A 20,063-nucleotide genomic window follows, 5' to 3' on the forward strand; every position below is an offset into this window, starting at 1 on the left:
GGCTTCGAGCAACCTCAGCGGATTGCCCACGAACCTCGTCCGAGCAGAGGCCGGCCGGCGCACCGTGTCCCCGACACGCACGACGGCATTGACGAAACACTCCGAGGTCAGGGCCCGTCGCCCGTGGGGGCGGCCGATGGTTGCCACGCCGGTTCCCGGAGACCGCCGCGGAGGCGCCCGGGCCGACTGTGTCGGCCCCGTAGTCCTGACTCGGACACCAGGGAACAAGTAACCCGCCGGCAGCTTCTGGGGCTTCGCGATGGTGGTCTTCTTCGGCCGGTGGGGCACGTCCGGTCGAGCAACGTGCACAATCTGAACGTGGCCAATCGAAGGACACCTCCGGAGGTAGGCATCTCGGTCCGTGAGGCCGAGGTCCTTTCCGCACTCGGTGAACATCTGACCAACGCCGAGATCGGCGCTCGATTGTTCATCTCCATCCGCACCGTTGAGAGTCATGTCTCATCGTTGCTGCGCAAGTTGCAGGTGGACGATCGCCGTGCCCTGGCTGCCGTATCGGCGAACCTGCTCTCTGATCCGGTGGGCGCGCCGACCACAGTCGCTGCGCTGCCCTCGCCGTTGACGCCGTTCGTCGGGCGCGTGGCCGAGCGGGCGGCGCTGACCGAAGCGCTGCACGGGCATCGACTCGTCACGGCTGTCGGACCGGGTGGGGTCGGCAAGACCCGTCTGGCCCTCAGCGTCGCTGCTGAGGCGAACGGCCGGTTCGCCGACGGTGTTTGGTACGTCAACCTGGTACCAGTGGTCGATCCTCTGGAGATCGGGGCGGCGATCGCGGACGCGCTGGGCCTCGGGGAGAGTACGGGCCGCTCCGCGACGGACAACGTCCTGGGCTGGACGGCCGGCCGGGAAACGCTGCTCGTGCTGGACAACTGTGAGCACCTGCTCGACGGCGTGGTGGTCCTGTTGGAACGGTTACTGGCCGGCAGCCCCCGGCTGGCGGTGCTCGCCACCAGCCGGGCCAGGTTGCTGGTGCCCTTCGAATGGGTGTTCGCGGTGCCCGGGCTGTCCGTCGAAGCCGACGACGGCGGCCCCGGTGACGCGGTCGAACTGTTCATCGGGCGGGCCTCGGCCGGCGGGAGCCTGCTGACGTCCGACGACAACAAGCGCATCGCCGCCGTCTGCCGGTGCCTGGACGGCATGGCGCTGGCGATAGAACTGGCCGCTGCCCGGTACGCCTCGCTCGGACTCGATGGGCTCGAAGCCGGGTTGGCCGACCGGCTGCGGCTGTTGACCGGCGGACCACGGATCGATGACCGGCACCGTTCGCTGCGCTCGACGCTCGACTGGAGTTACGCGCTGCTGGCCGAACCCGATCAGGCGGTGCTGCGCCGGATCTCGGTTTTCGCCGGCCCGTTCACCGCCGGTGCCGCGGCGACGGTTCTGGCCGGCTGGCCGCCGGAGCCGGCCGGCTCCATGGCGACCATCCTGGCGGGGCTCGCCGACCAGAGCTTGCTGATCGCGATCGCGGAGCCGAGTGGAACCCGCTACCGCGCCTTGGAAACGATCCGTCAGTACGGCGCGGATCGGCTCGAAAACGCCGGCGAGTCGGTCCAGGCACTCTCGCGCCACCTCAACTGGTGTCTGGATGAGAGCGCGGATCTCCAGGTCGCCTCCCGCGAGCTGCCCGGTTCCTGGCGAGCGGCGTTCGATCGGGTCGCCGACGAGTTGCGGGGTGCCCTGGCCTGGGCGGCCGGCCATGCTGAACACCGTCCCGAGGCGCACCGCTTGGCGATCGGTTTGGCTGAACTGACCTTCACCCGGGGCATGCCCGGGGAGTCGCAGCGGCGCTACGAGCAGGCGGCCGAGCTCGCCGGGGACGACTTGAGGGCCGCCGGCGCCTTGCGCTGTGCGGCAGGTGCCGCCGAATCCCGGCATTTCGGCAACGACGCGCTGCGGCTGCGCAGGGCCGCGGCCGACGCAGCGGTACGAGCGGGTGACCGGGTCGGCGCGGCTGGGGACCTCGCCCGGAATGCCGAGTTCATCAACCGCGCCCCGGGGCTGATCGAGACAGAGCCCGCGGCCGGAGAGGCGCGGGCGCTGATCGCCGAGGCGTGGACACTGGCCGGCAGCGACCTGGCTGCGCGGGCGCGCCTGCTCACCGCCGAGGCGTGCAACGGCGCGATCGACGATCCGGCCACCCTCGAACTCATCGAGCGCGCGCTCACGCTGGCCCGCCGCATCGACGACCCGCTGATCGAGAGCGCCGCGCTCGACCAGCTCACCGTGGTGCAGTTGTGCCGCGGCGAGGTCCGAGCCGCGGCGGCCAGCGCGACGCGGCGCACCGAGCTGCTGACGCCGCTGCAGGTGACGGCCACGACCGGGTTGGAGTTCTTCGACGGGTTCGGCATGGCCGACCACTGCGCCGTCGCCGCCGGTGACCTACGAGCCGCGAGGGGACATGCCGAGCGCCTGCGGGATCTGCCGTTCTACCGTGAGGAGGGCCACTTGGCGACCAGGCGGCTGCTCGTCGTCACGGCGCTCGTGGGCGACTGGGACGAGACGATCACGCTGGCGGAGCGTTTTCGCGAGGGCTGGGGCCGGGCCGGCCGGCCGCGTGCGGGCAATCTCAGGAGCGGCGCGTATGCGGCCGCGACGGTCCACGGGCTGCGCGGGGACGACGACGCCCGTGCTGTGTGGCTGGACATCATCGACGCCCTCGGGACGCCGGGCCGCTCGCCGTCACCACTTCGCTACGGCGAATTCTTCGACGCCTTGCTCCTGCTGCACCGCGGTCTGCCCCAGCAGGCGCTGCAGGTGTTGCACACGCCTCCGGCGCAGTTGACGGACTGGTACGACAGCGTGTGGCGTACCTGGTACGCCGCAGTGTGGGCCGAGGCAGCAGCCCTCAGCGGGCACCAGGACGCCGCCGCTCGCATTCAGCGCGCTCGCCTGGTGACGGTGGGAAACCCGATCGCCACCGCCATCGTCGACCGAGCGGCGGTCTTGGCCACAGGAGAAGCCGACCGCGATCGTTTGACTGCCGCGGCCGCTGCCCTGGAAGGTGCCGGCTGCCGCTACCAATGGGCCCGGACGCTCGTCTTCCTCGGCGGGGAGCAACGAGCACGTGGCGAGTCCGAGCTGGCGAGGATGGGTGCGACGGCTATGGTCTGGCCTCCGCAATGATGGTGAACGGGGTCTTGGTCGCCCGCCGCGCGGGCCTGAACCCGTCCCCGCGCAGCACGACGGCCGGCCGGCGTTCCCCGGCCTGCGTACCCAGTCCCGGTCCGACTTCCCGAGCCGGCGAGCCTGGCGCGCAGATCACCGCGAACAGGCCGTAACAGGTTCGGCCGACCGGGTGCACGTTCCCCTCCGGTACGTCGCCGGCGTTCGGCTCAGCGATTGCCGCGGCGGCGGTCGCTGTGGTCACTCGTGCCCCCGCTCTTCGGTGCGGGTCCCCGCTGGATCTGCGTGATGGAGCGTGCTCGCCTGCCTGAGTGCGGCGCATCGGTGCCGAGCACGGATACCACCACGCAATCCTCGGGTCCGTGGCGGGCACGGAAGTCTGCCGGCCCGCTCCGCCGCAAGGTTGGCACCAGCCACGAACGGTCGCTGGTTGAGCACGCTCTTCGCCATCGGCACGGACCCGCGCTTCGGCTCCCCGACGGTCGCGGCTGCGCCGGTTACGCAGAAGGACTGCTGTCCACGCCGCCCGAGCCGCCGGCAGCCACGGCTGCCGCACCGGACGCGGCGCACCTGCGGCGCTCATGGCCCCAGGCCGACCCAGGCCGGACCCCCGGCGAGTTCGTTCCAGACCACTAGAGAGAAGGACACCGTGAAGGCACGCAGCAAGATCTTCGCGACTTCGGTGATGGGCACATCGGCCAACGCCTTGAACAGTCATTCAGTAAGAAAGGGGGCGTCGGCCGTGGCCTTCGGCCTCGCCGTCCTCGCCACTCAGGGGTTGGGAACCCCGCCTGCGGCGGCAGCCAGTATTCCGCCCGGCTCCGTGACCGTCGTCGCCAAATCGTCCCCGGTCAACACCCTGGCGACGAAGGTTCCCTTCCGCGCGGACTGCCCAGCCGGCCAACGGGTACTCGGGGGCGGCGCGTTCACGGTCGGCGGCGTCCACGCCGTCATCACTGAGATGCAGCCGATCCACACCGCAAGCGGGGACAGCTTCGAGGTGAGCGCGGCGGCGGACCAGTTCGGCATCTCCGTGGGCTGGAACTTCCAGGTGTTCGCGTTCTGCGCTTCCGTCCCTGCCACGCTGGGCGTGGAGATCGTCTCCCAGACCAACGCACCGACGTCGGGCGCCACGGACCAGACTTCGGCGCAGTGCTCGACGGGCAAGCAGCTGATCGGCGCCGGCGGCAAGATCGCCAACGGCAACGGGCAGGTAGACCTGGGCATCGCCACCAACGCCAGCGGATCCTTCGCGAACCGCAGCGCCGCGATCGCCAAGGAGGACGCCGACGGGTTCGCCGGCAACTACACCGTCACCGGCTACTCGGTGTGCGCGCGGCCGACCGCGTTCGGCGACTTCCAGCAGGTCAAGACCCAGTCCAACACCACCGCCGCGAGCCAGAAGAGGTCCCTCTCCTGTCCGTCCGGGCTGCGCCTCACCGGCCTCGCCGGCAACACAGCGGCGCCGGGCACACACCTCCAGGAAATCGCGCCGCTCACGACGACTGCACCCAACATCGCCAGCTTCGGCGCCCAGTCCTCGGTCCCGCAGAACGGTCCCTGGACCATGGAGACGACTGTCTTCTGCGCCAAATAGACACTGCGCCGAACAGGCAGCGTGGGAGCATGCCCCCTCCGGGCGTGCTCCCCGTGGGTTGCGGCGACGGTACTGCCGACGTCCCGAGGAATGCGCAACAAGACTGACACCGCGTAGCGCAGCGAAGGACACCTCGTTGTCCAGGCGTTCCGGGTTGTCCCCCGCCGTGATCAGCAAAGTGACCGCCCTGTACCGCCCTGTCCGGACCGATCCCCGCACGTCGACAGCTGCGGGGCATGGCATTCCGCAAGCCGGGCCAGACGATCGTCCACAGGTGCTGCGGGCCAATCGGATCACGCTGGGTCTGCCCGCTCACCGGATCGACGCTCTCTACGCAGACCCGCAATCTCGCGACCGCTCACGTCGGCGAACCGCGCACAGGTCCGGAAGAGTTCCGCATCACCCAGTCCCGCCGGCCCTTCCCGCGAGGTGAGGCGGGATCAGCGTAACGAGCACGGACTCGTGCTGGTTGACGGCCCGCGTGCGGGCCTTGGCCGCCGACGCCTTCGTGCACTTGTACATCCTGGCGATCCGCACCGGCCAGTCGCCCGATTTCGTCCGGGCACGGGCCCGCCCGCTCCATACGGCTCGCGCCGCGTTCTGAGCAGCGAGCGGATCCGACTGCCGCGCCGACGGCGATCTGCCCGGTCCATCCGATGCACGTCAGCCACGTCCAGGCCCTGGGCGAGCAGACGGCGCGACAAGGACGCACCGTAGGAGCCGGTCCCTCCACCCCAGCCCGATTCACGGCACCGGACTTCCTGGCCCACTTCGGTAGATCGTGGTACCCGGCAGCGGTGGCCGGGAACTCGTCAGTGGCAGGCACTGTCCTCATCACGGAAAGCACCGCAGCCACAGAAGCGTCCCGGTGCGTCCACTTTAAAACGACTATTCCGGCCGGGAGTTCGTGGCCTGGCTCACGAAACGCGGACGGTGACTGTCGTACTCGGTCGGCATGACCATCACCGACGCAGTGCGCCAGGCCGTACCCGAGGTGCCGCTCGCGGTATGGACGCCGGCTGTCGAGCCAGGTGGAGAGATCCGCGAAGGGGCGTGGGCCGCCGAGCTCACCGGCGGCATGCTCGACGGCCGGCCGAAGGGCATGCGGCTGATCGTACGGAAGGAACGACCGCACGCAGGCGCCCAGTTATGGATCACGGATGCCGACGGCATACGGATCACGTGCGTCGCCAGTAACATCACCGGCCGCCCCACCGCGGAGCTCGAACTCCGCCACCGCATGCGGGCACGGGCCGAGGACCGCGTCCGGGCTGCCCACGCGACCGGCCCGCGGAACCTGCCCCTGTACGACACCGCGCAGACACGACACCGCGCAGAACAGGGTCTGGTTGGAGATCGTCCAGATCGCACTCAACCTGCCGGCCTGGATGCCGATGCTTGCGCTGAACAGCCGGGCCCGGCTCTACGACCTGTGCCTCGGCCGTGGCCGTATCACCCACCCCGCCTGCCCCTTACAGTTTCACCCCAGCCAGGGCAATCACCTGATATCGGCACCGGAACTGCGCACGCAAACGAACCGGCCGCTATCAAGACGCCACGTGCTGACTGGCGTATCCACACCGAAGAAGCAATGCTGACAAACCGATACAGCTCAACAGGTCTACGTGGGCGGGTGTCCTGAACGAAGAGGCGGGCCAGGAACCCCCGGCGTGCGGACGCGATAGTGTCGCCTTCACCTTTCCCCGTGAAGATTTGCCGCCCGGGTCCCGTGTCTGAGATCTTGTCCCGGGCGGCGGTCTCAAGCAACGCGCTCAGCCGTCGGCGCCACTCGCCTGGGCTCCAACCCAGCCTACTGGTGGAGCCGTGACAGCCGCGAGCAGCGGATCTCTGGGGACTGTCCGTGGCCATACAAAGAAGGAGACATAGCGTGAACACCGAAAAGATTACGGCCCGACGCCTTACGGCCGAGGAAGTCTCAGAATTGGGACTCCAGGATAATATCTTCGTCTCCGCAGATTTGGATGATCTTTCTCTCGACTGCTACGCTCCGGCTTTCCTCACGAAGCCGGGAAAGTATTTTGATGGAGGATCCTTCATCGCAAGGACAGTTTTCGGTAAGGAAATTCACGTTCTTCCGGACAGTGCCGAAGAACGCGGGATCTGGGTTGCCGACAAGGCTGGACAAGAAATCGAGGTCCTCAAGAGTGCCGGCGTCCTCCTGAACCTCGCTCTCTTCGTGCCCGACGGGAACAAGGAGTCTCTGGAGTCGCTCTACACCGCCGCAAGAGAAGCGTTCGGCGCGGGAATCGTTCAGCGCTGGAACGAGGAAGTCGTGGCGGTGCCGGACGTCAAGGTCGACCTGTTCGAAGAGCCGGCCCGCGGGCGGAAGAACACGGGCAGCCAGAACCGCGACCGCCGCGCCCTGGACATCTACCCCACCCGAGTGCGGTTCATGGAGCCCAGCACCGGCTGGAAGTTCATCGTCGAGCCGCACCAGGAAGCCATCGACGACACACCGACGATCTGAGCTGACAGCAAGCCCGGAGAAAGTCCACCGACGGCTGCGATCTCTCACGGTCCTATATCTGCAAGCAGCCTGAGCCGATCGGCTCGGGGCGTCACAGGACGGAGCTGGGCGGGGTGTTGGCGCCAACACCTCGCCCCGCGTGACCCACATGGTCGCGGAGCGTTCCGCGTTTTCGCCGGTCAGGCGCGTCGATCTGTCGATCTATGGCAACGCCGGACTGCGGGCCCAAATAGGCCTGGTGACCTGTACATATGCGCGCCTGGTGGAGCGACGGACTCTTCCTCTGTCCGGTCAGAGGTCAGCCGGGCGCCGGGAGTTGCGGATGGGGTGCGACATCAGTGTCGTGACGGATTCGTAGCGTACGTAGCCGTTCGCCAAGTTTGGGGCGCAGCCGCGGGTCGGCGTATCCGTCTCGTCCCCGGCGCTTTTGCCCACGCACACGCCGGGACCGTGGTGCTACTACTCGCCGGCGTCGTTCCGCACCTCGTCGCCCTGTACGGCGCCGCCGCCGGTCACAGCATCGCCGAACCCGGCTCCCATAGCAGGTCCGCGATGTCGGCGAGCAGGCGTGAACCCTGCTGGCCGTCGGCGGGACGGTGGTCGAAGGAGAGCGCCAACTGCGCGGTCCAGCGTGGCTCGATTCGTTCGCCCTGCCCGTCCAGCCCATCCTGCCCATCCTGCCCGTCGTCCTGGACCACCCACGGGCTGCGCCGTACGGCACCCAGCGCGAGGATGGCGGCCTCCCCCGGGTTGAGGATGGGGGTGCCGGTGTCCACGCCGAAGACGCCGAAGACGCCGACGTCGGTGCGCTTCGGACAGCGCGTAGGCACCGAGACGTTCTCCGCCGAGCACGTCCGGAAGGAGTGCCGCCTTCTGCCGGTCGGAGCCGAACGCGTTCAGCGGGTGGCAGGAGAGGGTGTGCACGCTGACACCTACGGCGCAGCGCGCCGAACCCCGGCTCACCATCGCGGCCGACACCCGGGCCGACCGTGTCCTCTTCCGCGACGGCGCCGTCACCGGCGTCGCCGTCACCGCCCACGGCCACACCCGCACCGTCGAGACCCGCGAGGTCGTGCTGACCGCGGGAGCCTACGGCAGCCCGGAGATACTCCTGCGCTCCGGCATAGGCCCGCGCTCCCACCTGGCTGACCTGGGCATCCCCCTGGTCAGCGATCGCCCGGGGGTGGGCTCCAACCTGCACGACCACCCCGCCGCTCTCCTGCAGTTCGCGGCCACGGCCGAACTGCGCCGCGATCTGGACGAGTTCGCGCGCCGGGGCCATCTGCCGCAGGAGCAGAGCGTCCTCAAGCTCCGCTCCCCCGTCTCGGACGGTCCCTATGACCTGCACGTGTACCCCTGGATCGAACCGGACCCGGGTCAGGACCACGGCCGGCGGTGCATCCTGCCGGTCAGTCAGCTCCGGCTGCGCTCACGCGGACCGTCCGGCTGACGTCCGCCGCACCGGGCGTGCCGGCCACGGTGGGGACCCCCGCTTCTTCAGCGACGCCGAAGGCGCCGACCTGGCGAGCGTCCACCACGGACTGCGCTGGACGGCGAAACACGTGCTGCCCGCATGGACCGCTACCTGGGCGCACCCCTGCACGCGCCGCTCCCACCGGACGACGCCGACCTCGATCAGTGGATCCTGCGCCACCACTCCCACTACTGGCACCCCGCCGGTTCCTGCGCGATGAGCCCCGCGGACGATCCCGCAGCAGTCGTCGACCATCAGGGAAGGGTCCATGGCGTCGGCGAGCTGCGCGTCGCCGACGCATCGGTGTTCCCTGACATACCCCGGGCCACACCGGCGCTGCCAACGGTCGTGCTCGCCGAACGGATCTCCGCGTTCATGACAGCGACAACGTCCTGACCGGACCTCCGTCCGTTCGACCGGTGCCGTACGCGCCGGGCCGCCCGTACGCATCGCTGCGGCGGCCGGGACAACCATGATCTGTACGGGCATGCCGCGCACCACCGGTGGTCTGAAACCAAGCAACCCGACTCCACCCAACTCGGGACAGTCCGTCAACTCCGCGCGACCCGGTACAGACAGGAGTCCCTACCGGTCCCGAAGCGGTTCAGGCAACTGCCGCGCTCTGCATCGGGTGCGTGTCGGCGAACTGCTCAAAGCGAACGATCTTCCCGTCGACGAGATGCCACACGTGGGCCGCTCGCGCCACGAAGGACTTGGCTGTCGCACCATGGGTCCCCCGGTAACTTCCGACCGCGACAACGGACTCGCCCGCATCGATGAGTTGTTCCAGTTCGTACTGCCAGTGGCTCCAGTCGCGTTCGAGGACCGCGAAGACGTTCTCGGTCACCTCTTCCTTGCTCCGGAACACTCCTGGGGTGGGGAAACCGTCACACTCGATCCACACGAGTTCAGGAGACAGGTCCTTGTAGAAGGCTTCCAGGTCTCCTTCCTCGTAGGCCTTGTAGAGACTTTCGACGATCTGGAAATTCCGAGCGTGGCTCATTGCGCTTCCTGACTCCTTACGAGGGGTGTGGGTGTCCGCCTCCGACGATCGATGCCACCGGCCGGGCGCTACGGCCCGAGGCGGAGGGCACCGCGCCTGTATGCGGGTTGGGAAAGGGGTGCGTGGGTTCTGCGAGTGCGGGAGCCGACGGAACATCGGCAGGCACACTCACCGCCCACGCCTGAGCGGGTCAGGACCCGTTACGTGCTGTCCGTCGTGCGGGCCAGGCGATCAGGGTCGTGGCCAGGGCGGCCACCGCGAGCGCGGAGCCTGCGACCAGGACGGCTACCGGGTCCCAGAGCTTGCCGAGCACCTGCACGAGGACGGGGAAGGCGAATCCGACGTAGGTGAGGCTGTAGAACACGGCGATCACGGTCGAGATGTTCTGCGGGCCGGCGAGTGACTCCGCGAGCTGGAGACCGCTCACCAGCAGAAGACCGTAGGCCGAGCCCAGGACAACGGCTGTCACCAGCAGCAGGACCAGTGAACCGGTGGCCACGGTGAGCGCCGCCGTGAGCAGCCCGGCGATCACCGATGCCATGCCGGTGCGGAACGGCGCGGCCGGGGAGCGCCGGGTCAGACGTCGCGCCCATGGCTGCACCGCGATGCCGCTGCCCAGGGTGACGGCGGCGACTATGCCGCCGCCGACGGCGCCGTACCCGCCCAGAGGCACCAGGACCGGCAGTGCCGCGAGCGAGACGGTCGCCGCCCCGAAGACCCAGGGTGCTGTCGGAAGTACCGCGGTCAGGAAGAGGCGGCTGGTCAGCACCTTCATCGGCCCGGCACCGGAGCGCGACGAGCGACTGCCTCGCCCGGCGGCGGCCGGAGCCGGCTCAGGAGCGCGCCACACCACCGGCAACGTCAGTGCCACCAGAGCGATGTGCACCAGGTAGGCCGCGGTCTGCGGCGCGGGCAGCCACTGGACGATGACACCTGACAGCAGGGGTCCGATCGCGAACCCGGCGGTCAGCGCGACCGCCGAACGCCGCGCTCCCACTCCCGCTGTCGCCTTCCCGGCCTTCGTGGCGTCGGAGAGCTCCTTTATCCACGCCGTTCCCGGTCCGAATGCCGCGCCGGCACTGACTCCGACCAGGATCCGCCCGGCCAGGATCGTCCCGAACGCCCCACCGGACGAAAGGATCACCGCGGAGCCGAGGGCGGAGAGCAGCAGAGAAGCCAGGAGCACCCGCCGCCGACCGAGACGGTCGGAGACTCGGGCCATGATCAGCAGAGCCGGAATGAGCCCCAGCGCGTAGGCGCCGAACAGTGAATTGACCTGAGATCCGCTCAGGTTTCCCCGATAGACCTGCAGGACGGAGGCGAACATGTTCGCCCCCCATCCCACGGTGAAGACAGCGGCCGCGGGCCGTATCCATGCGGCCCGCGGGACCACTGACGACACCTCCGCCGTGGCCGGCGCGTCGGCGCCGGAAGGCAACTCACCGGAACTCCGCCCGCCGCCACCGGGGTTCCGCGGGTGGACAGCGGCGTGCAGACGAGGGAGAGCCGTGATCTCTGAAGTACCCATGACCACGAGAGTAGAGCATGAGTAGACCAGTCGTCTACATGATCAGTCCCTTTCCGCAGCGCTAGCCGCGGATGCGCCCCGGCCGGTCACCGATTTCATGGCCGTCATCCAGCGTCCGCCGGGGCCGCGTCGGTCTTCGGCGAGAAGGCGACGGAGGCGGCTTGAAAGCCATCCCGTCGCGGAACCTGATCGCCACCGAGGGCAACGCGTTCGCACCGGACGAGCAGCGATGCGTGACCGAACGCGCATGTACACACATGCGCACACGCGCTGACACGCGCACACGCGCACACCGTCGAGACGAAGTCCTCACACGCCGCCCCCATCGGCCATGGGGAATGCACGTTGACGATGGAGTAGACCAGTCGTATAGTTCTGGATGTCGGAACGCGAAACGCACTTCGGAGGTTGGACGTCATGGGCCGTATCAAGGTCGGCACGGAGAACAGCACGGACATCGAGCTGCACTACGAGGACAAGGGGGCGGGGCGGCCCGTAGTGCTGATCCACGGCTATCCGCTGGACGGGAACTCGTGGGACGGCCAGACATCGGCACTGCTGGACGCCGGCTACCGGGTCATCACCTACGACCGGCGGGGATTCGGCAAGTCCAGCCAGCCCTCGACGGGTTACGACTACGACACCTTCGCCGCCGACCTGAACGCCGTACTGGAGACGCTGGACCTGCGCGAGGCGGTGCTGGTCGGGTTCTCCATGGGCACCGGCGAGGTGGCCCGCTACCTCTCCGCCTACGGTTCCGCCCGGGTCGCCAAGGCCGTCTTCCTGGCCTCCCTGGAGCCGTTCCTGGAGATCACCGACGACAACCCCGACGGTGCCGCGCCCGCCTCCTTCTTCCAGGGCGTCTCCGACGCGGTCAAGAAGGACCGCTACGCCTTCTTCACCGGCTTCTACAACGACTTCTTCAACCTCGACGAGAACCTCGGCACCCGGGTGAGCGAGGAAGCGGTGCGCAACGCCTGGAACGTGGCGGCCGGCGCCGGTGCGATCGCCTCGGCAGCCGCGCCCCTTACCTGGCCCACCGACTTCCGCGCCGACATCCCCAGGATCGACGTCCCGACGCTGATCGTCCACGGAACCGCCGACCGCACCCTGCCCATCGACGCCACCGGACGACGCTTCGCCAAGGCCCTGCCCACCGCTCAGTACACCGAGATCGACGGCGCCCCCCACGGGCTCCTCACCACCCACACCGCCGAGGTCAACGAGATCCTGCTGGACTTCCTCGCCCAGTAAGCCGCATCCCAGCCCGGCCGACCGCGCTCGCCGGCCCGTACCCCGCGTCCTCGCGCCCCGCCTCATCACTCCCCGCGCCACTCGCCTCGCCGAAGGCGACCGGCCCACTGATCCACTGATCCACAGGAGCAGTCACCATGAAGGTCCTCATCGTTCTCACCTCGCACGACAAGCTCGGCGACACCGGCCGTACGACCGGCTTCTGGCTGGAGGAACTCGCCGCCCCCTACTACCGGTTCAAGGAGGCCGGCTGGGACATCACCCTCGCCTCCCCGAAGGGCGGTCGGCCGCCTCTGGACCCCAAGAGCAACGAACCCGCCAACCAGACCGACCAGACCCGCCGCTTCGAGAACGACCCCGAGGCCACCCACGCCCTGGCCACCACCGTACGTCTGGGCTCCGTCGCCGCCGACGACTACGACACCGTCTTCTACCCCGGAGGCCACGGCCCCCTGTGGGACCTCGCCGAGGACACCGACTCGGCCCGCCTCATCGAGACGACCTTGCGCTCCGGCAAGCCCCTGGCCCTGGTCTGCCACGCCCCCGGCGTCCTGCGCCACACCGTCAACGAAGACGGCACGCCCCTGGTGCAGGGCAGGAAGGTCACCGGCTTCACCAACTCCGAGGAGGAGGGCGTCGCCCTCACCGACATCGTTCCCTTCCTCGTCGAGGACGAGCTCAAGGGCCTCGGCGGCATCTACTCCAAGATCGGCGACTGGCAGCCCTACGTCGTCCAGGACGGCCTGCTCATCACCGGCCAGAACCCCGCCTCCTCCGGCCCGGCAGCCGACGCCCTCATCGCACTCACCACGGCGCAGGTCGGATCCGCCGACGAGAAGAGCCTGTCCGCCTCCGCGTGAAAATCTGTCCCGCGCTTCCGGCCCGCCAGGCTTCAGCCCGGCGGGCCGGAAGTGTTCCACGGTGTCTCGGCTGCCGATGGTGTCGAGTTCCGCCACGGCGTCGGTCGCGGCGTCGGGTCGGCGCCGGTGTTCCGGCCGAGGCGGGCGCGCGAGGAGGTGTCGGGACGAGGGCGATGGTGGCCGAGCGAGCATCACGGTCGGCGCAGCACCTGCTCGCGGTAGTGCGCGACCTGTGCGGCATCCCATCATCGGCCCAGGATCCGAGTCAGCCGCTCGTCCGACCGGTGTACGGCCACGTCGTGGTCCGGTTCGCTGCTGCCGGGGTATCGAAGACGGGCACGGGGTGGCGCTCCTCAGTGCACCGCTCGGGCAGGTACCGCATCACGTGGCTGTCGTTGCGGCCCAGGTGGCGGACATGCATCAGTACAGCTTTCCTCAGGGTGACCGGGCGCGGACAGCTCACGCCCGACCCGTCGGCGCCACAGTCTGAGGATGTCGGTCACGGAAGAGGGCTGCGGGTCGCACGATCAGCCGCGGTGCTCTGCCCTCCCGGATCCGCTCGGCGATGTCCGCCGGGTCGAAGTGCGCCGGACTCGCGGCGGCCCAGTTCCTCTTGTCGTCGGTGGTGAAGGCGTTGGACAGCAGCGTCCGGTACTCCTGTCGCAGATGCTCGTGCAAGGTGCCGAGCCCGTCGATCAGCTCCGGAAGGGCGTACAGGCCGTTGAGGCCGAGCAGCGCAGCCGGGCAGGGCGCGTCGGGACCTCGCCGAGCTCCCACTTCGTATGGCCGGCGCCTCCGGCACTCATCGCAGTGCTCGCTTTCTTCGACATGTTCGTGAACAGCAGAGACGAGGACTCGGGCGTATTCGCAAAATCCCGCCCACCTCGCAGTGCCCGGCATACTTCCCGGACACCGCGAGTTCCGGCGTTCGAACGGCGGATGCCGACCGGAATCGGAAACCGCCGACCGGAATCAGAAACCGACGGGCAGCTCGAAGGCGTCGCCGGTGAATGCGGACGTGTCGAGCCAGAGGTACTGGAACGAGCGGCTGGTGAAGACCCAGCCGTTCTCCGAGCGCCGCAGGCGATCGGCGGTGACGCAGTGGTTCCTGTAGTACGTCTCGCCCGGCCCGCGCGCGGCCTCGTGGCAGATGATGCTGGTGGTCGCCTCGTCACCGGAGATCTCGATGGGGCCCTGCACCGCGAACTGCACGAAGAAGTCCCGCCCCTCCCGCAGCTTCCGGTACGTGGAGACGATGTCGTCCACGCCGACGGCATGCACCCTCTCACCGATCGTCCATTCCGCGTCGGTGGCCCAGGTCGCGCGGAAACGGTCGATGTCACCTCGGGTGGCTGCGTCGGCGAAACGAGCGACCGTGTCCCGAACCGATGCCTCGTCCAGCAGACGGGACAGTGCGTTCTCGGCGTTGGTCATTGATTTCTCCCTGCACGGTGAATTGCTGGCCCGGCCGGGAATTCGAACAATCCCGGATCCGGTGAACGTCATGTCCTTTATGGTGGCGCGGCCGGGACGTACGAACCAGAGACGCTTCGACGGTAGGAAGAGCCGTACCACCCTCGCACCACACGGGCGGCCGGGAATGCGGGAAGAATGGCCATCATGACGACGACACCCGACATCGGCCTGGGCGCGATGATCCGCACGTGGCGCGACCGGCTTCCTCCGTCGGCCGCCGGACTGCCGGTGGCCTCGGGACGCCGCGCCACCGGGCTGCGGCGCGAGGAACTGGCCGACCTCGCCGGGATGTCGGTGGACTACGTCGTGCGCCTGGAGCAGGGAAGGGCCACCACCCCTTCAGCGCCGGTGGTGGCATCCCTGGCACGCGCCCTGCAACTGTCCACCGCTGAACGCGACCACCTGTACCGGCTGGCGCGCCTCGCCCCTCCGGCGGGCGGCACGATCTCCGACCACCTCACGCCCGGTGTGCAACGGGTACTCGCCCGGCTCGGGGACGTCGCGGTCGCCGTCTTCGCGGCGGACTGGCAGCTGGTGTGGTGGAACCGCGGATGGGCCGGCCTCGTGGGCGACCCCTCCACCTCACCGGCGCGGCTGCGCAACTTCGCCCGTGACAGGTTCCCCCTGGACGACGGACCCACCCGTCTCGCACTGTGGCCCGTGACCGAAGCGGACCGGGAGGCCACCGACGCCGCCGTAGTCTCCGACCTGCGCCGCGCCACCGGCCGCTACCCCCAGGACAAACGCCTCGCCACGCTGATCGGTGAACTGAGCGCCGACACGAGGTTCGCCGAGCTGTGGGCGACCGGAGGTGTGGCCGCACACCGCGAGGACCAGAAGACGATCGACCATCCCACAGTGGGACCTGTCACGGTGGACTGCGACATCCTGACCGACGGCGACTTCGACCTCAAGATCGTGATCATGACCGCCGCACCCGGCAGCGAGGACGAGACCAGGCTCCGGCTCACCGCCATCGCCGGCCAGCCCACCACCGCATCCAGTTGATCCGCGCGAGCCCGGTTTTGCCGGTGTTGGTGCCTGCCGAGGTCAGGGCGATGCCTTCGAGGGCGGCGCCGTCTACGCGGCCACCAAGAAGGCAGTGAACTGGGACAACTGCACCCGCCCCTTGCCTCTCCCGCTACGGCCCAGCCCAACATGTTCCCTACGTTGTCCGCGGAATCGGGCGAGCTGACAGGCACCGCGAGCGACGTCGACACCGACTGCAACCAGTTCGGGCCGGGCCGACGTACCGACAAGCGCCCCAAGGCGTACGCATATCAAGGGCTGGGCATGGCTGCGTCTTCGGAACATTCCGCCGTACGGGACGGGTACAAGGTATTCACTTGCCTGGGCGTGCGGCTGTACGAGCCCGTGGTGATGTTCAACCATCTTGCATTCTGGGGATGTTCACGTCGCGACGTTCTAGGGCTGTACGAGAAGAACTTCGCTGGTGAATACCTCGACATCGGAGTGGGGTCGGGCGACCTGCTCGACCGTTGCCGTATGCCTGTGGAGCGGCCCTAGACTTCTCTGGCCGATATGAGCCCTCACTGCCTGGACCACACCGCCAAGCGGCTGGCCCGCTATCACGTGACGACATACCGGGTGAGTATTCTGCAGCCTCTCCCGATACCGCCCGGTTCCTTCGGATCGGCGGCTATGAGCATAATGTTGCATTGCGTTCGGGTAGTCTGAAGAGCAAGTCCGCCGCTTTTGACCATGCTTCCGTCTGCGTCATGTCGGGGGGCAGGATTTTCGGGGCGACTCTCCTCGCGGTGGGTGTGCCGCCGCGCCCTCAGACGCGCTTGGTCATGCGGTCGCTCAATGCTCGCGGAATCTTCCAGAACGCGGAAGACAGTCCCGCGGATCTGTATAGCGAACTCGGATGACCGACGACCGCATCCACCGCGTACTGGCGCCGAAGATGACAGGCGCCACCCTTCTCGACCGCATGACCAGGACTCCGGGCCCGGACTTCTTCCTCATGTACAGCTCGGCCTCCGCGCTCCTCGGCAACATCGAGCAAGCCCCCTACGCCGGGGCCAACCTGCCTCTGGAAGCACTGGCCCACGACCGCCGGCGCGCCGGACTCCCGGCCCTGGCCATCCAGTTCAGCGCGATCACCGACGCCGGTTACGTCGAACGGTCCGGCATGGCCGATGAACTGGAAGCCATGGGCCTCGGCAGCTCCACCACCGAGATCGCACTCACCGCCGCCGACAGTCTCCTGGCCGACCCGGACACATCCGTCGTACACGTCGGCGCCATCGACCTGGCCGCACTGCAGCGATACCTCCCCAGGCCGGCAGCCCCCCGGACCGCCTCGCTGCTCCCGGCACGCGATCCGTCACATACTGCCCGGAAGCTGCGCGACAGCCTGGCCGACGCCACCGGCGACGAAGCCCACACCTTGGGCGAGAACGCTCTGGCCGGCCTCCTCGCCGACGTGCTCCAGACCACTCCCGAACACCTCGACCGCACCCAGCCCCTCGCATCCCTCGGCGCCGACTCCCTCATGAATGCCGAACTCGCCACGCTGATCCGCCGCCACCTCGACTGCGAACTGCCCGTAGTAGAACTCGCCGGAGCCGGAAACCTCAGCTCCCTGGCCCACCGTCTCCTCAGCAGACTCGGCCATCGCACCGACCGCGACTGACGCGCGGTCACGTCACCGCCCGCGGCTGTCGGTCGCGCTGGGTAAGCTCTTCGACCTCACTTCGTGGTTTTCCGCGGTCCGCCGCCATGTCGTCAAAGTGCCGCAACTGGGCGGTAAAGCAGACTGCTTGGTGCCAAAGACGAGTTTGGTGTTGAACGTTCCGCAACCGGAATCGGCCGGTTGACATGACGTGAGCCGCTCGGTTTACTCCCTGCAGCGCCAACACCAGACTCCTGGCGCCAGAGGTACGCCCAGCCGGTAGTGCGGTTCTCTCCACCGCGAGTCCGGACACAGTCGCCAGGACTGACGCATCGAAGCGTAGTCCGAGGCGGGGACGTACCCCCACCTTCTGGAGCTCCACATGCCCCACACCCATCGTGCGCGATCCCGCAAGCCCGCCGTCGTGGCGGCGTCCCTGACGTGCGCCGCCGTCGGTGCCCTGCTCGTCTCCTCAAGCGCGAACGCTGCAGTGCAGGCGGTGGAAATGCCGCCGGTCAACGGGTCCTTCGACTACCAGATCGGCCAGGCCTACACCCCGGCCGCCGACGTGAAGGTCGTCTCCCGCGACCACACCGCTTCCCCGGCCGCCGGCCTGTACAACATCTGTTACGTCAACGCCTTCCAGGCTCAGCCGGGGGCCGAGGACGAGTGGGGCGACCTGTTGCTGACGGACGCCGAGGGAGAAGTCGTCTACGACCCGGACTGGGACGAGGCCTTCCTCGACATCCGCACCGCAGCCAAGCGCCAGCAGGTCGCCGCGAAGGTCAACGCCTGGATCGACACCTGTGCCGACAAGGGTTTTGACGCCGTCGAGCCCGACAACCTCGACTCCTTCACCCGGACCGACCTGATCAGCGAGGACAACGCCAAGGCGTTCGTCAGGCTGCTCGCGGACCACGCCCACGACAAGGGCCTGGCCATCGGACAGAAGAACACGCCCGAACTCTCCACCGAGCGCTCCGCGACCGGCCTGGACTTCGCCGTCGCCGAGGAGTGCGGCGAGTGGAAGGAGTGCGGCGACTACACCGAGGGCTTCAACGACAACGTCATCGTGATCGAGTACCAGCAGAAGTACTTCGACGAGACCTGCGCCCAGTGGGGCGGCCGCCTCAGCGTCGTCCTTCGCGATGTGCTCGTCACCGCCCCCGGCGACAGCGCATACGTGCGCAAGGCCTGCTGAGCCTGGGACTGCTCCCGATCAGGTAAGCCACCACGATCCCTGAGCCGACACGACCGGACGGGCCGGCTCCGCGCCGCGCAGCCGGCCCGTCCTCTGCCCGGATTCCGCCGTACCCATCGCACCGGGGCACGCCTCGCCGTGATCGCGGGTGCTCAGCCCAAGGAAGTACGGGAGCCGGTGCTTCGGTGCGGTCCGTTGGAACCCTCCGCGGAGTAGCCTTCACGATATCGAGGGTTTTTCGCACCCCGGCTTCTCCGTCGGAGTCGTCCTCGGTGAGTGATGACGCCGGGCCGTGGCCCATCCGACACGGTCGGGAGACAGGTTCGCGCGATGTTCGCGACCACTGGCCGGCCCCACATGCGGAGAGTTCCGTTCAGGGCTCCGACCGCCCGCCTCGCACTGAAGCCCGTGAGCAACCTCCGGGGGCGTCTGGACGGCGCCTGGTGGCCCTGCTCCCGGGATCTGACGCAGGAACTCTCCGCCCTGGCCGACACGCTGGATCCCTTGTGGGGGCGGGTCACCCGGATTGCGATCAACCCTCTGCACTGGCCTCCCGTCCCGCTGAAGGTGCCCGTCAGCGGGCATGTGGTGAAGGTCGGTCGGCTTACGGAGCTGGATCCTCACCAGATACTGCTGTCCTCCTACACCGCAGGCCGCTGGGACCTGCTGGTGATTCCGCCGGAGACCAGCGCCCCGGCAGCCGCCCGCCTGATGGCAGCCGCTAGCGGGAGCGCCCATTCCGCGACGACCGCGAGTTCGCTCATGGCCGCGGAGCAAGCGCTCCACGGCGGCTCTGAGGCGGCTGATCGCGGGCGGGACCGCGAGGAGAAGGGGGCGGCGGACGGCAGCGGCCACTTCGGGCGGCCCGGCAGAACCACGTGACCGTAGCGACGTGAGCGCAGGGACCTTAGCGCAGAGACCTGAGCGTGCCCGGTCAGCCCACCGCGCGGTACGCCGAGCACTCCCGCTGCGTCCCGGGCAGGATGCTGACCAGCCGTCTCCCGGCTGCGTCACGCAACCCGCCCGGTCCGTTCCCGGCATGACGATGGGCCCGGCTGCGAAGGTCTGTTCGTGCTCCGATGACGGTTGCCCGGTCAGGCGTGACCGGCCGCGCCGACGGCCATGAGCAGTCCGGCGTCGTCGGGCGGGCTGTCGGGCGGTACGACCAGAAGGTCCCAGCGTCCACGGCCGGGGGCGAGCGGACAGATCGTGTGAGGAGCGGACACGACTGTGGTCCTGTGCAGTCGTACGACCTGGTTGAGGACGAGCATCCGGCCGGGTGTCTCGGTCCAGGTAGCGCCGTTGACGGTGACGCCGCTGATGTGGCCCCAGGCGCGCAATGCGCCCGCATGTCGTTCTGCTTCGAGCGCTTCGACGCCGCACCATGGGCGCGGCAGACGCAT

17 protein-coding genes and 2 pseudogenes are annotated in these 20,063 nt (G+C 68.6%); 13 read left to right on the forward strand and 6 right to left on the reverse strand.

Annotated elements, in window-relative coordinates; genetic code table 11:
- Positions 1-303 precede the first annotated feature (303 nt).
- From ACIOKD_RS30750 to ACIOKD_RS30765, 4 genes and pseudogenes are all read left to right on the forward strand, one after another.
- A complete protein-coding gene (locus ACIOKD_RS30750; protein WP_402090459.1) occupies positions 304-3,141 on the forward strand; it encodes an ATP-binding protein in 2,838 nt (945 codons plus the stop codon).
- A gap of 430 nt (positions 3,142-3,571) precedes the next feature.
- Positions 3,572-4,738: a hypothetical protein gene (locus ACIOKD_RS30755; RefSeq protein ID WP_402090461.1), complete on the forward strand. Its 1,167-nt coding sequence runs from the start codon at positions 3,572-3,574 to the stop codon at positions 4,736-4,738.
- Positions 4,739-5,639: 901 nt separating this feature from the next.
- A pseudogene (locus tag ACIOKD_RS30760) lies at positions 5,640-6,168 on the forward strand (transposase); the annotation flags it as partial.
- 458 nt (positions 6,169-6,626) lie between these two features.
- Complete coding sequence (locus ACIOKD_RS30765) at positions 6,627-7,226, forward strand: hypothetical protein (protein ID WP_402090462.1); 600 nt, start codon at positions 6,627-6,629, stop codon at positions 7,224-7,226.
- Between the two features lie 512 nt (positions 7,227-7,738).
- Here ACIOKD_RS30765 and ACIOKD_RS30770 read toward each other — a convergent pair.
- Positions 7,739-8,014 (reverse strand): annotated as a pseudogene (locus ACIOKD_RS30770) (2-oxo acid dehydrogenase subunit E2); the annotation flags it as partial.
- 128 nt (positions 8,015-8,142) lie between these two features.
- Here ACIOKD_RS30770 and ACIOKD_RS30775 point away from each other — a divergent pair.
- Together ACIOKD_RS30775 and ACIOKD_RS30780 are read left to right on the forward strand one after the other, a co-directional pair.
- Positions 8,143-8,676, forward strand: coding sequence for a GMC family oxidoreductase N-terminal domain-containing protein (locus ACIOKD_RS30775; protein ID WP_402090464.1), 534 nt, complete (start codon positions 8,143-8,145; stop codon positions 8,674-8,676).
- Between the two features lie 123 nt (positions 8,677-8,799).
- Positions 8,800-9,096 (forward strand): GMC oxidoreductase, encoded by a 297-nt coding sequence (locus tag ACIOKD_RS30780; RefSeq protein WP_402090466.1) that lies wholly within the window; start codon positions 8,800-8,802, stop codon positions 9,094-9,096.
- A 208-nt stretch (positions 9,097-9,304) separates the two neighbouring features.
- Here the strand turns inward: ACIOKD_RS30780 and ACIOKD_RS30785 are convergent, their stop codons facing one another.
- Together ACIOKD_RS30785 and ACIOKD_RS30790 are read right to left on the reverse strand one after the other, a co-directional pair.
- On the reverse strand, positions 9,305-9,703 hold the full coding sequence (locus tag ACIOKD_RS30785) for a nuclear transport factor 2 family protein (RefSeq protein ID WP_402090468.1): 399 nt from the start codon (positions 9,701-9,703) through the stop codon (positions 9,305-9,307).
- A 190-nt stretch (positions 9,704-9,893) separates the two neighbouring features.
- Positions 9,894-11,231 carry an MFS transporter gene (locus ACIOKD_RS30790; protein ID WP_402090470.1) on the reverse strand — a complete coding sequence of 446 codons (1,338 nt, stop codon included), beginning with the start codon at positions 11,229-11,231 and terminating at the stop codon, positions 9,894-9,896.
- Positions 11,232-11,648: 417 nt separating this feature from the next.
- On the opposite strand from ACIOKD_RS30790, the gene ACIOKD_RS30795 reads away from it, so the two are divergent.
- Together ACIOKD_RS30795 and ACIOKD_RS30800 are read left to right on the forward strand one after the other, a co-directional pair.
- A complete protein-coding gene (locus tag ACIOKD_RS30795; RefSeq protein WP_402090474.1) occupies positions 11,649-12,485 on the forward strand; it encodes an alpha/beta fold hydrolase in 837 nt (278 codons plus the stop codon).
- Between the two features lie 137 nt (positions 12,486-12,622).
- Complete coding sequence (locus tag ACIOKD_RS30800; protein WP_402090476.1) at positions 12,623-13,345, forward strand: type 1 glutamine amidotransferase domain-containing protein; 723 nt, start codon at positions 12,623-12,625, stop codon at positions 13,343-13,345.
- A 459-nt stretch (positions 13,346-13,804) separates the two neighbouring features.
- Here ACIOKD_RS30800 and ACIOKD_RS30805 read toward each other — a convergent pair whose 3' ends face one another.
- Together ACIOKD_RS30805 and ACIOKD_RS30810 are read right to left on the reverse strand one after the other, a co-directional pair.
- Entirely contained in the window at positions 13,805-14,122 is a 318-nt protein-coding gene (locus tag ACIOKD_RS30805; protein ID WP_402090478.1) for a hypothetical protein, read from the reverse strand.
- Positions 14,123-14,317: 195 nt separating this feature from the next.
- On the reverse strand, positions 14,318-14,779 hold the full coding sequence (locus tag ACIOKD_RS30810; protein ID WP_402090480.1) for a nuclear transport factor 2 family protein: 462 nt from the start codon (positions 14,777-14,779) through the stop codon (positions 14,318-14,320).
- 177 nt (positions 14,780-14,956) lie between these two features.
- Between ACIOKD_RS30810 and ACIOKD_RS30815 the strand changes: the two genes are divergently transcribed.
- From ACIOKD_RS30815 to ACIOKD_RS30835, 5 genes are all read left to right on the forward strand, one after another.
- Positions 14,957-15,829 carry a helix-turn-helix transcriptional regulator gene (locus ACIOKD_RS30815; RefSeq protein ID WP_402090482.1) on the forward strand — a complete coding sequence of 291 codons (873 nt, stop codon included), beginning with the start codon at positions 14,957-14,959 and terminating at the stop codon, positions 15,827-15,829.
- 162 nt (positions 15,830-15,991) lie between these two features.
- Complete coding sequence (locus ACIOKD_RS30820) at positions 15,992-16,348, forward strand: hypothetical protein (protein ID WP_402090484.1); 357 nt, start codon at positions 15,992-15,994, stop codon at positions 16,346-16,348.
- Between the two features lie 361 nt (positions 16,349-16,709).
- Positions 16,710-17,480, forward strand: coding sequence for a KR domain-containing protein (locus tag ACIOKD_RS30825; protein WP_402090486.1), 771 nt, complete (start codon positions 16,710-16,712; stop codon positions 17,478-17,480).
- 361 nt (positions 17,481-17,841) lie between these two features.
- On the forward strand, positions 17,842-18,660 hold the full coding sequence (locus ACIOKD_RS30830; RefSeq protein WP_402090488.1) for an endo alpha-1,4 polygalactosaminidase: 819 nt from the start codon (positions 17,842-17,844) through the stop codon (positions 18,658-18,660).
- 408 nt (positions 18,661-19,068) lie between these two features.
- Positions 19,069-19,542 (forward strand): DUF5994 family protein, encoded by a 474-nt coding sequence (locus ACIOKD_RS30835; protein WP_402090490.1) that lies wholly within the window; start codon positions 19,069-19,071, stop codon positions 19,540-19,542.
- A 212-nt stretch (positions 19,543-19,754) separates the two neighbouring features.
- Here ACIOKD_RS30835 and ACIOKD_RS30840 read toward each other — a convergent pair whose 3' ends face one another.
- Entirely contained in the window at positions 19,755-20,063 is a 309-nt protein-coding gene (locus ACIOKD_RS30840) for a DUF5994 family protein (protein WP_402090492.1), read from the reverse strand.

This window comes from Streptomyces sp. NPDC087844, assembly GCF_044742785.1.
Taxonomy (GTDB): domain Bacteria; phylum Actinomycetota; class Actinomycetes; order Streptomycetales; family Streptomycetaceae; genus Streptomyces.